The 17,048-nt window shown below is 65.6% G+C and carries 17 protein-coding genes and 1 tRNA gene; 12 read left to right on the top strand and 6 right to left on the bottom strand.

Annotation, left to right across the window (positions count from 1 at the left end; all coding sequences use genetic code 11):
* Window positions 1-1,861 (bottom strand): pyruvate dehydrogenase (acetyl-transferring), homodimeric type (gene aceE, locus PUN71_RS06250; RefSeq protein WP_277797717.1); only part of this gene is annotated, 1,861 nt, incomplete at its 3' end.
* A 426-nt stretch (window positions 1,862-2,287) separates the two neighbouring features.
* Here aceE and PUN71_RS06245 point away from each other — a divergent pair.
* The 7 genes from PUN71_RS06245 (at window position 2,288) to PUN71_RS06215 (ending at window position 7,272) form a co-directional block, all read left to right on the top strand.
* On the top strand, window positions 2,288-2,707 hold the full coding sequence (locus PUN71_RS06245) for a DUF3052 domain-containing protein (protein WP_043451133.1): 420 nt from the start codon (window positions 2,288-2,290) through the stop codon (window positions 2,705-2,707).
* The gene (locus tag PUN71_RS06240; protein WP_043450936.1) at window positions 2,704-3,198 is read left to right on the top strand and encodes a peroxiredoxin; all 495 of its coding nucleotides are present in this window, start codon (window positions 2,704-2,706) and stop codon (window positions 3,196-3,198) included. The genes PUN71_RS06245 and PUN71_RS06240 overlap by 4 nt, the downstream gene beginning before the upstream one ends.
* Window positions 3,199-3,204: 6 nt before the next feature.
* Window positions 3,205-4,125, top strand: coding sequence for an NAD-dependent protein deacetylase (locus PUN71_RS06235; protein ID WP_277797716.1), 921 nt, complete (start codon window positions 3,205-3,207; stop codon window positions 4,123-4,125).
* 100 nt (window positions 4,126-4,225) lie between these two features.
* A tRNA-Val gene (locus tag PUN71_RS06230) sits at window positions 4,226-4,298 on the top strand.
* Between the two features lie 95 nt (window positions 4,299-4,393).
* Window positions 4,394-4,684: a hypothetical protein gene (locus PUN71_RS06225; RefSeq protein WP_277797715.1), complete on the top strand. Its 291-nt coding sequence runs from the start codon at window positions 4,394-4,396 to the stop codon at window positions 4,682-4,684.
* 284 nt (window positions 4,685-4,968) lie between these two features.
* Window positions 4,969-5,766: an IclR family transcriptional regulator gene (locus PUN71_RS06220; protein WP_043450941.1), complete on the top strand. Its 798-nt coding sequence runs from the start codon at window positions 4,969-4,971 to the stop codon at window positions 5,764-5,766.
* 159 nt (window positions 5,767-5,925) lie between these two features.
* Window positions 5,926-7,272: an MFS transporter gene (locus PUN71_RS06215; RefSeq protein ID WP_277797714.1), complete on the top strand. Its 1,347-nt coding sequence runs from the start codon at window positions 5,926-5,928 to the stop codon at window positions 7,270-7,272.
* Window positions 7,273-7,503: 231 nt separating this feature from the next.
* Here the strand turns inward: PUN71_RS06215 and PUN71_RS06210 are convergent, their stop codons facing one another.
* Entirely contained in the window at window positions 7,504-8,568 is a 1,065-nt protein-coding gene (locus PUN71_RS06210) for a D-2-hydroxyacid dehydrogenase (RefSeq protein WP_349361803.1), read from the bottom strand.
* Window positions 8,569-8,628: 60 nt separating this feature from the next.
* On the opposite strand from PUN71_RS06210, the gene PUN71_RS06205 reads away from it, so the two are divergent.
* The 3 genes from PUN71_RS06205 to PUN71_RS06195 are packed head-to-tail and all read left to right on the top strand — an operon-like array spanning window position 8,629 to window position 11,389.
* Window positions 8,629-9,558 carry an NAD(P)-dependent oxidoreductase gene (locus PUN71_RS06205; protein WP_277797729.1) on the top strand — a complete coding sequence of 310 codons (930 nt, stop codon included), beginning with the start codon at window positions 8,629-8,631 and terminating at the stop codon, window positions 9,556-9,558.
* Window positions 9,555-10,325 (top strand): SDR family oxidoreductase, encoded by a 771-nt coding sequence (locus PUN71_RS06200; protein ID WP_277797712.1) that lies wholly within the window; start codon window positions 9,555-9,557, stop codon window positions 10,323-10,325. Before PUN71_RS06205 ends, PUN71_RS06200 begins: the two co-directional genes overlap by 4 nt.
* Complete coding sequence (locus tag PUN71_RS06195) at window positions 10,325-11,389, top strand: L-idonate 5-dehydrogenase (protein WP_277797711.1); 1,065 nt, start codon at window positions 10,325-10,327, stop codon at window positions 11,387-11,389. The genes PUN71_RS06200 and PUN71_RS06195 overlap by 1 nt, the downstream gene beginning before the upstream one ends.
* A gap of 3 nt (window positions 11,390-11,392) precedes the next feature.
* Here the strand turns inward: PUN71_RS06195 and PUN71_RS06190 are convergent, their stop codons facing one another.
* On the bottom strand, window positions 11,393-12,118 hold the full coding sequence (locus PUN71_RS06190; protein ID WP_043450945.1) for a FadR/GntR family transcriptional regulator: 726 nt from the start codon (window positions 12,116-12,118) through the stop codon (window positions 11,393-11,395).
* Window positions 12,119-12,351: 233 nt separating this feature from the next.
* Between PUN71_RS06190 and gnd the strand changes: the two genes are divergently transcribed.
* Window positions 12,352-13,788 (top strand): NADP-dependent phosphogluconate dehydrogenase, encoded by a 1,437-nt coding sequence (gene gnd, locus PUN71_RS06185; protein ID WP_043450946.1) that lies wholly within the window; start codon window positions 12,352-12,354, stop codon window positions 13,786-13,788.
* Between the two features lie 77 nt (window positions 13,789-13,865).
* Here the strand turns inward: gnd and epsC are convergent, their stop codons facing one another.
* The 3 genes from epsC to msrA form a co-directional block, all read right to left on the bottom strand.
* On the bottom strand, window positions 13,866-14,450 hold the full coding sequence (gene epsC, locus PUN71_RS06180; RefSeq protein ID WP_018769514.1) for a serine O-acetyltransferase EpsC: 585 nt from the start codon (window positions 14,448-14,450) through the stop codon (window positions 13,866-13,868).
* A gap of 39 nt (window positions 14,451-14,489) precedes the next feature.
* A complete protein-coding gene (cysK, locus tag PUN71_RS06175) occupies window positions 14,490-15,425 on the bottom strand; it encodes a cysteine synthase A (RefSeq protein ID WP_043451138.1) in 936 nt (311 codons plus the stop codon).
* A 64-nt stretch (window positions 15,426-15,489) separates the two neighbouring features.
* A complete protein-coding gene (gene msrA, locus PUN71_RS06170; RefSeq protein WP_277797710.1) occupies window positions 15,490-16,014 on the bottom strand; it encodes a peptide-methionine (S)-S-oxide reductase MsrA in 525 nt (174 codons plus the stop codon).
* Between the two features lie 110 nt (window positions 16,015-16,124).
* On the opposite strand from msrA, the gene PUN71_RS06165 reads away from it, so the two are divergent.
* Window positions 16,125-17,048 (top strand): Nif3-like dinuclear metal center hexameric protein, encoded by a 924-nt coding sequence (locus PUN71_RS06165; RefSeq protein WP_430929390.1) that lies wholly within the window; start codon window positions 16,125-16,127, stop codon window positions 17,046-17,048.

Here is a 17,048-nt window from a genome sequence, read left to right as displayed (position 1 = left end):
CGAACATGGAGTAGAACACGTAGACCGGGACCAGGGGGATGCCGTGGGTGGCGTAGGAGGTGCCGGCGGCGGTGAAGGCTGCCACGGCGCCGGCTTCGTTGATGCCCGGGTGGATCAGTTGGCCTGCAGGGGATTCCTTGTAGGCCAGGACCAGGTCCCGGTCCACGGACAGGTAATTCTGCCCCTTCGGGTTGTAGATCTTCGCCGTCGGGAAGAACGCGTCCATGCCGAACGTGCGGGCCTCATCGGGAATGATCGGGGCGATGTGCTTGCCGAAGTTCTTGTCCCGCATCAGGTCCTTCAGGAGCCTGACGAATGCCATGGTGGTGGCGGCCTGCTGCTTGCCGGACCCGCGCTTGGCCACCTCGTAGGACTTCGCATCCGGCAGTACGATTTCGGCGTGCGTGTTCCGGCGTTCCGGGACCGAACCGCCCAGGGCGGCGCGGCGCTCCATCATGTACTTGATTTCGGGTGCGTCATTGCCGGGGTGGTAGTACGGCGGACGGTACGCGTCCTTCTCCAGCTCCTCGTCGGTGACCGGGATCCGCAGGTGGTCGCGGAACTTCTTCAGGTCATCCAGGGTGAGCTTCTTCATCTGGTGGGTCGCGTTGCGGCCCTCGAAGTGTGGTCCGAGGCCGTAGCCCTTGACGGTGTGGGCGAGGATGACGGTGGGTTTGCCCTTGAATTCGGTGGCTGCCTTGTAGGCGGCGTAGACCTTGCGGTAGTCGTGGCCGCCGCGTTTGAGGTTCCAGATCTGGTCATCGGTGAGGTCCGCGACGAGGTCCTTGGTCTGCGGGGTCTTGCCGAAGAAGTGTTCGCGGACGAACCCGCCGGATTCGGCCTTGTAGGTCTGGTAGTCCCCGTCCACGGTCTCGTTCATGATCTTCACCAGGGACCCGTCGGTGTCGCGGGTGAGCAGGTCATCCCATTCCCGGCCCCAGACGACCTTGATCACGTTCCAGCCCGCGCCGCGGAAGAACGCTTCGAGTTCCTGCATGATCTTGCCGTTGCCGCGCACCGGCCCGTCCAGGCGCTGGAGGTTGCAGTTGATCACGAAGTTCAGGTTGTCCAGGTTCTCGTTCGCGGCGAGCTGGAGCAGGCCACGGGATTCAGGCTCGTCCATTTCGCCGTCGCCCAGGAACGCCCAGACCTGCTGGTCCGAGGTGTCTTTCAGGCCCCGGTTGTGCAGGTAGCGGTTATTCTGCGCCTGGTAGATCGCGTTCATCGGCCCGATACCCATGGACACGGTGGGGAATTCCCAGAAGTGCGGCATCAGCCGCGGGTGCGGGTAGGAGGACAGGGCATGCCCGGCGCGGGACTTTTCCTGCCGGAACCCGTCCAGGTCCTCCTCGGAGAGCCGGCCTTCCATGAACGCCCGGGCGTACATCCCGGGGGAGGCGTGGCCCTGGAAGAAGACCTGGTCCCCGCCGCCGGGGTGGTCCTTGCCGCGGAAGAAGTGGTTGAACCCGACCTCGTACAGGGTCGCGGCACCGGCATAGGTGGAGATGTGTCCGCCGACGCCGATATCGGGCCGCTGCGCCCGGTGCACCATGACCGCGGCGTTCCACCGCATGTAGGCCCGGTACCGGCGCTCGTACTCCTCGTTGCCCGGGAATTCCGCTTCCTGGTCCACCGGGATCGTGTTCACGTAATCGGTGGTGGTCACCATCGGCACACCCACGCTCTGCGCGCCGGCGCGCTGCAGCAGGCTCCGCATGATGTATTGGGCACGCTCGGTGCCCTGTTCCCTGATCAACGCATCCAGGGACTCAACCCACTCGGCAGTCTCTTCCGGATCACGATCAGGCAGCTGGTTAGTCAACCCGCTGAGGATATGGGAGGTATCTTCTCCTGCAGCCACGTCCAACCTCTCTTTGCGCGCATGAATCGGCGCACTCAGGCCAGGCAGGGTGACTGCCCGGCGTACATACGCCGTGTGCGACGTATCGGTTACAACAGCCCGGGCATGTGTGCCGGGCAGCTTCCTAGCGCTCCTATGTCTGCATGGAGTCACAAGGTTGTCGTCCTGCAGGCATAGTTGTCACCAGCCACTCTAGCCCTGACCGCAAGACGATGCGTAGCTGCGGCCGGGTCCTGCGGTTGTATTTCGTTCGTCATACTGATTGTGTGACGAAAAGCCCCTGCGACGGGCCGTCCGCAGCGCGGTGTGACGCAGAATATGCGCAATACCGGGGGCGGCAGCTTGAAGCGCAGGCACAAAGGGTGTTGGCTTGGGAGTAATGGAAATCACTATGCGCACCGCATATATGAGGTATTGGAGGAACACGTGAGCGAGGCCGACGCCGCCACTTCGGTAAATGTGGCGGAAAAATTGGGTTTCAAGAACGGGGATCTGATTCAGGAGTTCGGTTACGACGATGATGTCGATTTCGACTTGCGTGACGATATTGAGGACCTCACCGGTTCCGAATTGCTGGACGAGGACGACCATGAGGTAGCGGATGCCGTGATCCTCTGGTGGCGCGACGGCGACGGGGACCTGGTGGACAGCCTTGTTGATTCCCTCACCACCCTTGGCGAAAACGGCGTCGTATGGGTCCTCACCCCCAAGTCGGGTCGTGATGGCTACGTTTCGCCCGCGGACATCCAGGAAGCGGCACCCACGGCCGGCCTGCACGTCACCACTTCCGCCGGGGTATCCAAGGACTGGAGCGCCACCCGCCTGGTCAGCAGGAAGAACAAATGACGGCAGCGGTCGAGGCCGCGTCCGCCGCTGTTCCCGGGCTGGGTTCGCTGGCGCCCGATTTCGAGCTGGCCAACCAGTACGGCGAGCCGGTGAAGCTGTCATCCTTCCGCGGCCGGAACGTGGCGCTGGTCTTCTACCCGTTCGCATTCTCGGGAATCTGCACGGGTGAGCTCTGCGAGATCCGGGACAACCTGGGCATGTTCGAGGATTCCAATGCGGTGGTCCTGGCCGTGTCCGTGGACAGCAAGTTCAGCCTTCGCGCCTATGCGGAACAGGAAGGCTACGGCTTCGACCTCCTTGCGGACTTCTGGCCGCACGGGGCCGTTGCCGACTCCTACGGCGTGTTCGATGCCGGCAGCGGCATGGCAAAGCGGGCCACCTTCATCATTGATGCCGGTGGAAGGGTCCGTTACAGCGTGGTCAATCCGCGGGGGCAGGCGCGGGACTTCAACGAATACCGCAGCGTCCTGGCGGAGCTGGGACGGGCCTGAAGCACCATGGCTGAGCAGCGGCGGGGGACGGGTCTTACCGGCTTCGCCAGCATGCCGCCGGTGGCCCCGGCCCCGCTGTCGCCGCACGAGCTGGAAGTACTGGCCCGGATCCGCGACCTGCTCGCCGGTGGCCGCTTTGCGCTGTTGACAGGAGCGGGCCTGAGCACGGATTCGGGGATACCGGATTACCGCGGTCCGGACTCGCCGCCCCGGTCGCCCATGACCTACCAGGAATTCGTCAGGAACGCGGCCAACCGGCAGCGCTACTGGGCCAGGAACCACATTGGCTGGTCGCATATGCGGCACGCCGATCCCAATCCAGGGCATTTCTCCGCCGCCGAACTTGAGCGCCGGGGCTACCTCACGGGGCTCATCACCCAGAATGTCGACAGGCTGCACCAGGATGCGGGCAGCTCAAACGTCGTTGATCTCCATGGCAGGTATGACCAGGTCATCTGCCTGGACTGCGGCCGTACCTACTCCCGCCGCCTGCTGGCAGGTGTTTTCGAGGAGCTCAATCCCGGGTTCCTGGAGCGGGCAGCAGCCAGCGGGCTGGTGGAGATGGCCCCGGATGCCGACGCCACCGTGGAGGACCAGGCCCTCATCAGCAGTTTCGTTGTGGCTGTTTGTCCTGCCTGCGGTGGCACCCTGAAGCCTGATTTTGTCTATTTCGGGGAAAACGTGCCAAAGGACCGGGTGGAGCGGTCATATGCAATGGTGGACCGGGCCGAAGCGCTGGTGGTTGCGGGCTCGTCGCTGACCGTTATGAGCGGCCTTCGGTTTGTCAGGCACGCAGCCAAGGAGGCCAAGCCGGTGGTCATCATCAACCGTGGCGCCACCCGCGGCGACGACAAGGCAACCATCAAGCTTGAGGCAGGCGTCAGCCAGGCGCTGGCCTACCTCGCGGCCGAACTCCCGGCACTGTAGCGGACCGGCGTACCGTTCGTGGATTGGCGTTTACCGTCCTTGGTCGGGTAGAGTCTATGTTCGTTGGTTGCGGCGGATTGGCCGTCAACAGCGCACATCAGGGTCTTTAGCTCAGCTGGTAGAGCGCCACGTTTACACCGTGGATGTCATCGGTTCGATCCCGGTAGGACCCACGAACGGAATACCCCGTTGCCCACGCCTCCTGGCCAGGGCAGCGGGGTTTTTGCGTTCCGCCACCAATGTCAGTGCCCTGCCATAGCCTGCCGGAATGGAACACGTCATAGTGCGCACGGACAGTGAGGGACGGCCGACGGCGGTCGTGGGCAAGGGCAGGGAATGGGCCGTGGGTGCGCCCCCGGTGCGCTGGTTCGAACGCATCAATTGGTGGGAAAGCAGCCGCCGCATGCCCAAGGGCAGGGGCGGCGTCGACGTCGAAGTTCTGCAGATCCAGGTCAGGCTTGGTGCAAACAGCAGGTCCGCGCTGACCACCATGTACCTGGAACGCGACGGGGTGGGCGGCAGTTGGCGTCTTCGGGAGTCCGTGGCGGGTGCGGCCTGACAGCTTGGCGCCTGCTCCCGGCTCCGGGCTGCTCCGCCTGCTTCCTGGCCCGGCCACTTCACGGGCATTGGAAAACCCTCCACCGCGACTATTGGGGGATGCCGCGGTGGAGGGCCTGCGACGAATATACCGTGAACTTCCGGAAACAAAAAGTCATGCCGCGGCTGAGGCCTTCCGCTGTGGTCACCCCGCGTAATGACCCGCAAAACAGCCATTATGATGGTTTGTGTTCAGCAGAATGGACAGCATAGCGACGAAGCGCAAGCGCCTTATTAAGGAGAATCATGGCCGATTCCCGTACCCCACGCTCCTCCGACGGACAGGGGAGCGCTTCGCCGGCGCCGGCGGTCACCCGCGCTGCGGCAGTGCTCGAAGCGCTGGCTGCCTCCCCAGGTGGAAGGCTCACGCTCAGCGACCTGGCGCGCGAACTGGGAATTCCGAAATCCTCAACGTCGAACCTGCTGCTGGCGCTGGAGGAAGCGCGGCTTATTAACCGGCAGGGCGCCGAATTCACGTTGGGGCGCAAGCTTGTCGAACTCGGCGCCGCCTACCTGAGCCGGATGGACGAGGTCCAGGAGTTCTATCGGTACTGTGAGCAGGCCCCCACCCTTTCCGGCGAGACGGTTCGGATCGCCATGCTGGACGGGACCAATGTCATCTATCTGGCCCGCTATGAAGGCCACCCCGCTGTCCGGTTGACGTCCAATATCGGCGACAAGATGCCGGTCTCGCTCTGCGCGGTAGGCAAGGCCCTGATCGCCAGGCTCCACGACCATGACATTGAAGACATGTTCCCGGACGACGCCGAACTGCCCGTCCTGACGCCCAAATCCCTGCGGACGGGACGTGAGCTGAAGGACCAGCTCCAGGCCATCAGGGAACAGGGCTACGCCTTCGAAGATGAAGAATCAACCACCGGAGTGGTTTGCCTCGGGGTTGCCGTGCCCACCAGGGGCTCGCACGGGCCCAGCCTGGGATTGTCCGTGACGGCGCTCAAGGCTACCTATACGGAGGAGCAGGGAGCCCGGATGGTGAAGGAACTCCAGGAGCTTGCCCGGTCCCTCGGCAACCCCATGGGCTAGGAGGAGCTTCCAGGAAAACGGCCTGGGCGCATTTTGCGCAAAGTGCTATTGCTGGATGTCCATTATGTTGTACTCTGTTCAACATGGTGATCGGCACTACTGGTGCTGTCGCTGACCCGCCCGGCCAACGGGGGCCTGGCGCGTGATGAGGGAGTTCTTGTGACAACTCGTACTAATGCACCGCATGCCGCGGACGGCACCATCGTCGACGCGGACCAGCTGCGGAGGGCAACTCTTGCCAGTTCCGTCGGCTCCGCCCTGGAGTACTACGACTTCTATATCTACGGCCTGGCGTCGGCCCTGATTTTCGGACCGCTGTTCTTCGCGCCACTGGGCGAGAGCGGCGCCGTCATCGCTTCCTTTGCCACCTACGGAGTGGGCTTTGCCGCCCGGCCCTTCGGCGGCGTGGTCTTTGGCCACATCGGTGACCGGTTTGGCCGCAAGATGGTCCTGATCCTCACCATCGGCCTGATGGGCATGTCCAGCTTCGCCATTGGCCTCCTGCCCACGTTCGAACAGGCCGGAATGCTGGGAGCAGTCCTGCTGGTCACCCTCCGCATCCTCCAGGGCCTCGGCGCCGGAGCCGAACAGGCGGGCGCTACAACCCTTATCTCCGAGGTGGCACCGCGCCGCCGTCGTGGTTTCTTCGCCTCACTGCCGTTCGTCGGCATCCAGCTGGGCACCCTGCTCGGAGCCGGTACGTTCGCGCTCATGGCGCTGGCGGACAAGGCCGTCCTGCAGGGCTGGTTGTGGCGCGTGCCCTTCCTGGCCAGCGTCATCCTGATCGCCATCGCGGTCTTTATCCGCCTGCGCCTGAAGGAGACCCCGGTCTTCCAGGAACTGGAGAAGCACAAGGCGGTTGTGAAGAATCCCGTAGGCCAGATTTGGAAGCATTCCCGGAAAAACGTCCTGGTGGGCATCGGGCTGCGCATGGGCGAGAACGGAAATTCCTCCATCTACTCGGCCCTGCTGGTCTCCTTCATCAGCCTGCCTGCCGGCGTCTTTGCCGGTGACAAGTTCGTTGGCCCCACCGGGCTGCTCATTGCTGCCGCCTTCGCCGCCGTCATGGTGGTCGCCTTCGGTGCCCTTTCCGACCGCTACGGACGCGTTCCGGTCTACCGCTACGGAGCCCTGTTCCAGGCGGTCATCGCGCTGCCGGCCTTCTACCTGGTGACCCTTGGCAACGCCACGCTCGTGTGGGTGGTCATGGTGGTCGGTATTGCCCTGGGCGTGCAGGCCATGCTTGGGCCCCAGTGTGCCCTCCTGCCTGAACTGTTCGGGTCCCAGCACCGCTTCACCGGCGTCGCCCTGAGCCGGGAGATCTCCGCGGTCTTCGCCGGTGGGTTCGCGCCGATGATCGGTGTGGCGCTGCTGGCTGCCACCAACCACTCCTGGCTGGTTCCGGCGATCTACTCGCTGGTGCTGGCGTTGATTTCCTTCGCCACCACCTTCTTCACCCCGGAAACCGTAGGGCGTGACCTCGTCCTCATCGAGGACGCCAGCTAGCCTTACGCCCAAGGCCCGGCCGGTCCATCCGGCCGGGCCTTTGCCATGCCCAGGGACTGTCCCCCGGTATGCCGCCGGCAGGGCCCTGGCAACCGGGGCGTTAGAGCAAAGGAATGCCGCCGGCAGGGCCCTGGCAACGGCGGCGTTAAAGCAAAGGACGGCCGCGGCCCCTGCAGGGGGAGCCGCGGCCGTCCGGTGCCTGGCCGGCGGGCCCGGAACGGCAGGCGTTGCTTAGTAGAAGTGGACGGTGTCCACCAGGTGCGGCAGCTCGCCACCGTCAAGGAAGGTGCGCAGGTTGCTGCAGAACCGCTCGGCGATGAGCCGGTTCTCCGCGGCGCTGAGCGCCGACGTGTGCGGTGAGACCAGGACCCGGGGGTGACTCCACAGCGGGCTGTCGAGGGGGAGCGGCTCCACCGCGAACACGTCCAGGCAGGCGTAGGATACCTGGCCGTTGTCAAGGGCCTCCAGCAGCGCCTCCTCGTCCACCACGGTGCCCCGTCCGACGTTGACGAAGACAGTTCCCGGCTTCATGGCTGCGAAGATGGCGCGGTTGAAGAGCTTGTCGGTGTATGGCGTGCCGGGCAGGGTGTTCACCACCGCGTCGGCGCTCGCCAGGAGCCCGGCGAGGCCGTCATTGTCCGTCACTGCTTCGATTCCCGCCAAAGGCTCCACGGTCCGTTTGGTTCCGCTTACTGTCATGCCGAGGGCGCGGGCAAGGCGGGCCGTCTCCAGGCCAATCTCCCCGAGGCCGGCCACCACCAGCTTTGAGCCGCTGACCAGCCGGGTGGGGGTGCGCAGTTCCGGCCAGGATTTTGCCTGCTGGTCGCGTACCAGTTCGCCGGTCCGCTTGAAACCATTGAGTATTCCCATGGCGGCGAACTCTGCCAGCGGGAGGGCGTGGACACCGGCGGAGGTTGTGATCTGGAATTTCTGCAGGGTCTTCCGGTCCAGGCCTGATGCCTTCACGGCGCCTCCCGCCCCGGCAGCCATGGCATGGACCCACTGCAGGTGCCCGTTCTCTTTTGCGACCCGGGCCAGGCCTGCCGGGCTTTCATTGGGGAAGCCGTACAGTACCTGGGCGCTGTTGAGCATGTGCCAATAGCGCTCCTCCTGTTCGGGGGTCCGCTGGAATCCGGGATCCCCTGCGTGGTCGGCCGGAAAACGTTCCGGCGGCAGCAGGTCCGGCTGGTACAGGACGGTTACGGACGGGTCGACGGCCCGGATCTGGTCCACAAGCTCTGCTTCGAGCGGGACAGCGATGGCCACGGTAAGTGCAGATGTCATGGTGTTCATCATACTGAATGGCGGCTAGGATATTGAACAGCTCTGATGAATTACGACGACGTGAGGCTGGACATGGAGGACAAGCAGGCGGGCTTTGCAGGCCTGGGGCTGATGGGGAGCCTGATGGCGGAAAATGCCGTCAGGCAGGGATGGCGCATCACCGGCTGGAACCGGTCGCCGGGCGCCGTGGCCCGGCTGCTGGATCAGGGTGGTACTGCGGCCGCCACCGTGGCGGACATGCGCGACCTGCCTGTCATCATCTTCATGCTGCCGGACCTGCCCCACATCGAGGAAGCGGCGGCAGGCCTTTTGCTCAGCTGGCAGCAGCGGCTCCCGGCTCCCGGTACCGTCCTGCTGGTTATGAGCAGTGTCTCGCCAACGGGCATTCGGAATTTTGGGCAGCATGTCCGTCTCGCCAGCGGCGGCAACGCGCAGGTGGTCGATGCCCCGGTCAGCGGCGGCACCAAGGGCGCTGCCGACGGCACCCTGGCAATCATGGCCGGCGCCGACGACGCGGCAGCGTTCCAGCATGTTGAGCCCCTCCTTCGGACCATGGGCACCACAGTCCGCCACCTCGGCCCCCTGGGGGCAGGATCGCTGGCCAAGGCGTGCAACCAGCTGGTGGTGGGAACCACGACGGCGGCCCTCGCCGAAGCTGCCGAACTCGCCGAGTGTTCCGGGCTCGATCCCGCGGCCCTGTTTGACGTGCTGGCCGGTGGCCTGGCGGGAAGCCGGGTCCTGGACATCGTCGGGCCCCGGCTGGCCCGCAGGGACTACGCCCCCACCGGCCCGGCCAAGTTCATGCACAAAGACCTGTCCTTCGTGCTGGACGCCGCCAACGCGGCAGGAACAGCGACACCCATGGCGGCCGCCGCCGTCGAACTGTACGCAGAACTGGAGCGGCAGGGCCTGGGCGACCAGGACCTCGCCGTCGTGCGCCAAACCATAGCCAACCTCAGCCATCAAGCCGCAGCAGCGGCGGAAGGAACAGTTGCACCATGACATCGCTTTTTGATTTGACCGGCCGGGTGGCGTTGGTGACTGGGTCGAGCCGGGGTATTGGTTTGTCGTTGGCGCGGGCGTTGGCTGAGGCGGGGGCCACGGTGGTGCTGAACGGCGTCAACCCCGAGCGGCTGAAGGAAGCCGAAACGGCGCTCGCGGCCGATTATCCGCCCGGCCGGGTGCACAGCGTGGCGTTTGACGTCACCGACGGAGACGCCGCTGCCCGCAGCATCGCCTGGATCGAGGAGAACGTTGGTCCGCTGGAGATCCTGGTGAACAATGCCGGGATCCAGCACCGCGTGCCGATGCTGGACCTGGACGTCGCTGACTGGGAACGGGTGCTCTCCACGGACCTGACCAGCGCGTTCCTGGTGGGCCGCGAGGCCGCCCGGCGCATGATTCCCCGGGGCCGGGGCAAGATCATTAATATCTGCTCGGTGCAGGCGGACCTGGCCCGGCCAACGATCGCCCCTTATGTGGCGGCGAAGGGCGGTCTGCGGAACTTGACCCGGGCCATGACCGCGGAGTGGGCGGCCTCCGGGCTGCAGGTCAACGCGATCGCGCCGGGCTATATCCATACCGAGATGACGCAGAACCTGGTGGACGACGGGGAGTTCAACTCCTGGATCCTGGGCCGGACCCCGGCGCACCGGTGGGGCACCGTCCAGGACCTCGCGGGCCCTGTGGTGTGGCTGGCATCTGAGGGGTCAAACTTCGTGAACGGGCAAACCATCTTTATCGATGGCGGAATGACGGTGGTGGTCTGATGACTCTGCAAACTGGGAACCTTCCTGCCTCCGGCCCGGCCCTGGTGGCCCACGCCGCCGGGGACCTGCGCATCGACCAAGTGCCGCTGCCCCAACCAGCGCCCGATGAGGCGGTGGTGGAGGTCGCGTTCGGCGGGATCTGCGGCTCGGACCTGCACTACTGGCTGCACGGGGCCGCGGGGGAGTCCATCCTGAAGGCCCCGCTGGTCCTGGGCCACGAAATCTCCGGCGTGGTGGTCCGGGCCGCGGCTGACGGGTCAGGGCCGGAGGCCGGGACCGCCGTCGCCGTCCACCCCGCCACCCCGGGCCCGGGCGCAGCAAAATACCCGGCGGACCGGCCGAACTTGTCCCCGGGCTGCACCTACCTGGGCAGCGCGGCCCGCTACCCGCACACGGACGGGGCGTTCAGCCGGTACGTCACCCTGCCGGTACGGATGCTCCGGGCCCTTCCGGAGGGCATTGACCTGCGCACGGCGGCGCTGATCGAACCTGCGTCCGTGGCCTGGCATGCCGTGTCCAGGGCGGGGGATGTCCGCGGGAAGACGGCGCTGGTGGTCGGGTCCGGGCCCATCGGAGCCCTGGCCGTCGCGGTCCTGAAGCGTGCCGGCGCGGCCCGCATCACCGCCGTCGACCTGCATGCCAGGCCGCTGGAGATCGCCAGAGCCGTGGGCGCGGACGACGTCATCCACGCGGCCGACGCCGCCGCGATCGCCGCCGTCGAGGCCGACGTCGTGATCGAATCCTCCGGCAACCACCACGGCCTCGCCTCCGCCATCAACGGCGCGGTCCGCGGCGGCACCGTGGTGATGGTGGGGCTGCTGCCCACCGGCGCCCAGCCGGTCCCCATCTCGCTGGCCATCACCCGCGAACTGGACCTCAAAGGCTCCTTCCGCTTCAACGACGAGATCGACCAGGTCATCGCCGCCCTCGCGGACGGCTCCCTGCACATCGACCCCGTCATCACCCACGAATACCCCCTCGCAGACGCATTGCACGCCTTCGAAACCGCCAAAGACTCCACCACCTCCGGCAAAGTCCTCCTCAGCTTCGGGGCTGGGCCCTGACGGTTACTGCCTCACGGGGATGAAGACGCGGGGCTGCTCGGTCCACGTGTCGGCCATCTGGGACATGGTGCGGCGCATGATCCGGTCGGAGGCCTCGCGGGCGGACGCGGCGTCACCCCTGGCAATTGCCTCGGCCACGTCCTGGTGCCACTGCAGGGCGGCCTGGTGCGGGTGGTCGGGCATCAGGCCGTGGACGGTTCGGCCGGTCAGGGTTTCGGCCACCTGTCCCATCAGGTTGGCGAACATTTCGTTGCCGGAGCCGGAAAGCAGCAGCGAGTGGAAACGGATGTCCAGTTCCAGGAAGCGTGCAACTTCGCCGTTGTTGCCGGCTTCCCGCATGGCCCGGGCCACGTCCACCAGTTCCATCCGCAGCGGCGCCGGCGCGTTTTGCGCTGCCAGCTCCGCGGCTGCGGGTTCTACGGCGGCACGCAGCTCGGCAAGGGACCGCAGCTGGGCGCCGCGGGCGTCACTGGCCAGCCGCCAGCGGATCACCTGCGGATCGAAGGGGTTCCAGCGGCTGGCGGGAAGGACCCGGATGCCCACGCGTTTGGTGGTTTCCACCAGTCCCAGGGACTGCAGGACGCGCACCGCCTCGCGGATCACCGACCGTGACACCTGGAGTTCGTCCTCCAGCTGTTCGGCGAGCATCACGTGGCCCGCGGGGAGGTCCCCCGAGATGATCCGGGTGCCCAGGTTGTCGATGGCACGGTGATGCAGGCTGCTGGTCATGCTGCTAAGCCTAGTTGTTGCCAAACCCCGGATTGAGCGCGTGTCCTCCGCGGCTGGGTGCGGCAGGGGTCGCGGCGCGGGGCCCGGACCGACACAATGGGTTCCATTACGCGGCCGTTACTTTCGCGTCACCGCCAGAATATATATGCTTTATTCCGACCCCCTGAATGACCCGGTGCCTTCCCGCCCTGCGGAAACGGGCGCCCGGGGCAAACTACGAATTGGAGTTATTGATGTCTGCACACATCGGTGTCACCGGCCTGGCCGTCATGGGCGCCAACCTCGCCCGCAACCTCGCCCGTAACGGCTTCACGGTTGCCCTGCACAACAGGTCGGTGGAGAAGACGGACGCACTGCTGGAAAAGCACGGCTCGGAGGGTGACTTCATCCGGACCGAAACCCTGCAGGAACTGGTTGATTCGCTGGAGAAGCCGCGCCGTGTCCTGATCATGGTCAAGGCCGGCAAGCCCGTGGACTCGGTCATCGAACAGCTTGAGCCGCTGCTGGAGCCGGGCGACATCATCATCGACGCCGGCAACTCGCATTACGAGGACACCCGCCGCCGGGAGGCCGCGCTGGCCAAGAAGGACCTGCACTTCGTGGGCGTCGGTGTGTCCGGCGGCGAAGAGGGCGCCCTGAATGGCCCCTCCATCATGCCCGGCGGCTCCAAGGAGTCCTACAAGGCCCTTGGCCCGCTGCTGGAAAAGATCTCCGCAAAGGTCGACGGCGAACCCTGCTGCGCCTGGATCGGCACCGACGGCGCGGGCCACTTCGTCAAGATGGTCCACAACGGCATCGAGTATGCGGACATGCAGGTCATCGGCGAGGCCTTCGACCTGCTGCGCTCCGGTGCGGGCATCGAGCCTGCCGAGCAGGCAAAGATCTTCTCCGAGTGGAACCAGGGCGACCTTTCGTCCTTCCTCATCGAAATCTCCGCCGAGGTCCTGGGCCACGTTGACGCCAAGACCGGCAAGCCGTTCGTCGACGTCGTCGTTGACGCTGCCGGCCAGAAGGGCACCGGCCGCTGGACCGTCATCTCCGCACTGGAACTGGGCTCGCCGGTTTCCGGCATCGCAGAATCCGTCTTCGCCCGTGCTCTCTCTTCCCAGGCCGGGCAGCGCAAGCTGGGCCAGGAACTGCTGGCGGGCAACGAAGCCACCGTGGAAATCCCGGAAACCTTCGTCGAGGACGTCCGACAGGCCCTCTACGCCTCCAAGCTGGTGTCCTACGCACAGGGCCTGGACATGCTCACGTCCGCCGCCAAGGAATACGGCTGGGACCTGAAGCTGGACGAAATCGCCTCGCTGTGGCGGGCAGGCTGCATCATCCGCGCTGAGCTGCTCAAGGACATCACCAAGGCCTACGCCGCGGACCAGAAGCCGGCGAACCTGCTGTTCGCTCCGGCGTTCACCAAGGCCATCGCCGACGCCCTCCCCGCATGGCGCCGCGTGGTTGCCACCGCCGTCCAGCTGGGTATCCCGGTGCCGGTGTTCTCCTCGTCGCTGGCCTACTACGACGGGCTGCGCCGCAAGCGCGTGGCCGCCGCCCTCATCCAGGGCCAGCGCGACCTCTTCGGTGCGCACACGTACGGCCGCGTCGACGCTGAAGGTACCTTCCACACCCTGTGGGGCGAGGACAAGTCCGAGGTTGAAGCGGTGGACACGCACTAGCACCTGCTGACGGCAAAGGCGGGCCATTTCCCGGTAATCCGGGGAATGGCCCGCCTTTTGCTGTTGCTGCCGGAAGATCAGATCCGGTATTCGATGTCGTATTCGGCCGGGTCCACGGCGGGCTTGGTTTCCCGCTGGGCATCCCGGTGCCGCCACTTGGCAGGAACGCCGGTGACGATGGATTCCGGCGGCGCGTCCTTGACCACAACGGCATTGGCGCCCACGGCGCTGTCCCGCCCGATGGTGATGGGTCCCAGGATCTTGGCGCCGGCGCCGATGGTGACGCGGTCACCGATCGTGGGGTGGCGCTTGATCCTGGCCAGCGAGCGGCCGCCGAGCGTCACACCGTGGTAGATCATCACGTCCTCGCCGATCTCGGCGGTCTCCCCAATCACCACACCCATGCCGTGGTCAATGAAGAACCGCCGGCCGATCGTGGCGCCCGGATGGATTTCGATGCCGGTCCAGGAGCGGCCCAGCTGTGACAGGAGCCGGGCCGGAAAGCGCAGCGAGGGGTTCTGCCACATGCGGTGCGTCAGCCGGTGGATCCAGATCGCATGCAGGCCGGAATAGGCGAAAAAGTTCTCGAAAGAACCTCGAGCCGCCGGGTCGTGGGACCGGGCGGCGTCGAGGTCTTCCTTTAATCTTGCGAAAAAGCCCACAAAGTTCTTTCTACAGGAAACGGGCGGATGGCGGTTTGATCAGCCGCGGATGTCGTCATAGAGGACGGTGGAGATGTAACGCTCACCGAAGTCGCAGACCACGGCAACGATCAGCTTGCCGGCATTTTCCGGCCGCTTCGCCAGCTCGAGGGCGGCCCAGACGATGGCGCCCGAGGATATGCCGCCCAGGATGCCTTCCTTCACGCCGAGTTCACGTGCAACGCGGACAGACTCCTCGAGGGGAGCGTCAATGACCTCGTCATAGACATTGGTGTCCAGCAGTTCGGGGATGAAATTGGCACCCAGGCCCTGGATCTTGTGCGGTCCGGGGGCACCGCCGTTCAGGATGGGGGAGTCCTTCGGTTCCACGGCCACGATCTGTACGCCGGGCTTGCGCTCCTTCAGGACCTGGCCCACGCCGGTAATGGTTCCGCCGGTGCCCACGCCTGCCACAAAGATGTCCACGGCACCGTCGGTATCCGCCCAGACCTCCTCGGCAGTGGTCTTGCGGTGGATCTCCGGGTTGGCCTCGTTGGCGAACTGCTGGGCCCAGATGGAGTTTTCCGTGTTGGCCACGATTTCCTGGGCCTTCTCCACGGCGCCGCGCATGCCTTCGGATCCGGGGGTCAGCACGATATCGGCACCGAAGGCGCGCAGCATGACCCGGCGTTCGGTGGACATGGTTTCGGGCATGGTGAGGATGACCTTGTAACCGCGGGCCGCGCCCACCATGGCCAGGGCGATGCCCGTGTTGCCGGAGGTGCCCTCGACGATGGTGCCGCCGGGCTTCAGGGCACCCGACTTTTCCGCGGCGTCGATGATGGCAACACCGATGCGGTCCTTGACGCTGTTGGCCGGGTTGTAGAACTCCAGCTTCACGGCAACGGTGGCGTCCAGTCCCTCGCTGAGCCGGTTCAACCGAACCAGCGGGGTCCCGCCGACCAGCTGCGTTACATCGTCATAGATCCGTGCCATGTACATACGCCTATCTCTAAGGGGTGAATACTGAGGTCAGCCTAACGAGGCCGCGTAACGCTGGCTAAGCGTTAAGCCATGCAGAGTAATATTTCCGGGCCTTGGCCAGCTTGGGGTTGATGATCACCTGGCAGTACCCCTGTTCGGGATGCTTGGCGTAGTAGTCCTGGTGGAATTCCTCTGCCACGTGGAACCGGGGCAGCCGGCTCACCTCGGTGACGATCGGATGCGGCCACAGCGCCTGGTTGCGTTCGATGGCTTCCTCAAACAGGATCTTTTCCTCAGTGGTCTCGTAGAACATCGCGGAGCGGTACTGGGTGCCCACGTCGTACCCCTGGCGGTTCAGCGTGGTGGGGTCGTGCAGGGCGAAGAACATGTCCAGGATGACCTCGGCCGGGATGACCTTCTCATCGAAGGTCACCGCCACCACCTCGGCGTGCCCGGTGGTTCCGCTGCAGACCGAGTAGTAATCCGGATGCGGGTCATGCCCCCCGGTGTAGCCTGACACCACCGAGGTGACGCCCCTGGTCTTCTGGTAAACGGCGTCGAGGCACCAAAAGCAGCCCCCGCCCAGAACAAAAGTTTTCATGACCTCTTCAATGGTTGACGGCGCCGGATCATTCCCCGCCGGCATTCCCGGCAGCCCGTTCCCGGCCGCAATCTGCGGCCGGGAACCGGCCATGGGGTAAAACTAAGACTATGGAACCTGTGGACACCGACGTTACCGGCCAGGAAGATCACGACGGCGGAACCTCCTCCGGCACGCCGGCTCCGGCCGGGTCCGTGGACGCCCCCACCCTGGCGGAACTGCTCCTTGCCGTCGAGGAACTGTGGCCGGAGTCCCTGGCGGAGAACTGGGACGAGGTGGGCCTCGTGGCCGGCCACCCATCTGCGCCCGTCAGCAAAGTGATGTTTGCGGTGGACCCCACCCTGGAGGTCATCGACGAAGCCGTTGAGTGGGGCGCCGAACTGCTCATCACCCACCACCCCCTCCTGCTCAAGGGTGTGACGTCCGTCGCGGCCACCACGGCGAAAGGCCGGGCGGTCCACCGGCTCATCGAGGCGGGGACGGCACTGCTGACGGTGCACACCAACGGCGACTCCGCCGTCGGCGGTGTTTCCGATGTCCTGGCCGATGCCCTGGGGCTCCAGGACGTCGCGCCGCTGTCCATGGCAGCCAACGGGCTGCCTGAGGAAGGCATCGGGCGCGTTGGCGACCTTACCGACGCCATGAGCCTGGGCGACTTTGCCGCACGGGTGTTCGGGATCCTGCCGTCGGTTGCCGGGGGAGTGCGGGTGTCTGGCGACAAGGACGGACTGGTGCGGCGCATTGCAGTGTGCGGCGGTGCCGGCGACTCGCTTTTTGACCAGGTGCGGGCCAGTAACGCCGATGTCTACGTCACCGCCGACCTCCGCCACCACCCTGCCTCCGAGGCGCGCGAGGCGGCACTTAATGGGCGGCCCTACTTGGTGGACGTCTCGCATTTCGCGAGCGAATGGCTCTGGCTTCCAGCCGCGGCAGGGGCACTGGGCAACGTGCTGGCGGACCAGGGGCACGAGGTGGAGATCCGGGTCAGCACCACCAACAGCGATCCGTGGGACTTCATCCTCACTCCGGGGTGA

The organism is Arthrobacter sp. NQ7, from assembly GCF_029581595.2.
Lineage (GTDB): Bacteria > Actinomycetota > Actinomycetes > Actinomycetales > Micrococcaceae > Arthrobacter > Arthrobacter phenanthrenivorans_B.
The sequence above is the reverse complement of the archived record's forward strand: the minus strand, read 5'-3'. Positions and strand labels throughout refer to the sequence as shown.

What these genes read in the sequence shown, in the direction of transcription:
- PUN71_RS06205 (WP_277797729.1), top strand. Translation starts at nt 8,629, where the DNA reads ATGGAGGACAAGCAGGCGGGCTTTGCAGGCCTGGGGCTGATGGGGAGC.
- msrA (WP_277797710.1), bottom strand. Translation starts at nt 16,014, where the DNA reads ATGAAAACTTTTGTTCTGGGCGGGGGCTGCTTTTGGTGCCTCGACGCC.
- PUN71_RS06210 (WP_349361803.1), bottom strand. Translation starts at nt 8,568, where the DNA reads ATGATGAACACCATGACATCTGCACTTACCGTGGCCATCGCTGTCCCG.
- cysK (WP_043451138.1), bottom strand. Translation starts at nt 15,425, where the DNA reads ATGGCACGGATCTATGACGATGTAACGCAGCTGGTCGGCGGGACCCCG.
- PUN71_RS06240 (WP_043450936.1), top strand. Translation starts at nt 2,704, where the DNA reads ATGACGGCAGCGGTCGAGGCCGCGTCCGCCGCTGTTCCCGGGCTGGGT.
- PUN71_RS06195 (WP_277797711.1), top strand. Translation starts at nt 10,325, where the DNA reads ATGACTCTGCAAACTGGGAACCTTCCTGCCTCCGGCCCGGCCCTGGTG.
- PUN71_RS06220 (WP_043450941.1), top strand. Translation starts at nt 4,969, where the DNA reads ATGGCCGATTCCCGTACCCCACGCTCCTCCGACGGACAGGGGAGCGCT.
- PUN71_RS06165 (WP_430929390.1), top strand. Translation starts at nt 16,125, where the DNA reads ATGGAACCTGTGGACACCGACGTTACCGGCCAGGAAGATCACGACGGC.
- gnd (WP_043450946.1), top strand. Translation starts at nt 12,352, where the DNA reads ATGTCTGCACACATCGGTGTCACCGGCCTGGCCGTCATGGGCGCCAAC.
- PUN71_RS06225 (WP_277797715.1), top strand. Translation starts at nt 4,394, where the DNA reads ATGGAACACGTCATAGTGCGCACGGACAGTGAGGGACGGCCGACGGCG.
- PUN71_RS06235 (WP_277797716.1), top strand. Translation starts at nt 3,205, where the DNA reads ATGGCTGAGCAGCGGCGGGGGACGGGTCTTACCGGCTTCGCCAGCATG.
- PUN71_RS06200 (WP_277797712.1), top strand. Translation starts at nt 9,555, where the DNA reads ATGACATCGCTTTTTGATTTGACCGGCCGGGTGGCGTTGGTGACTGGG.
- PUN71_RS06190 (WP_043450945.1), bottom strand. Translation starts at nt 12,118, where the DNA reads ATGACCAGCAGCCTGCATCACCGTGCCATCGACAACCTGGGCACCCGG.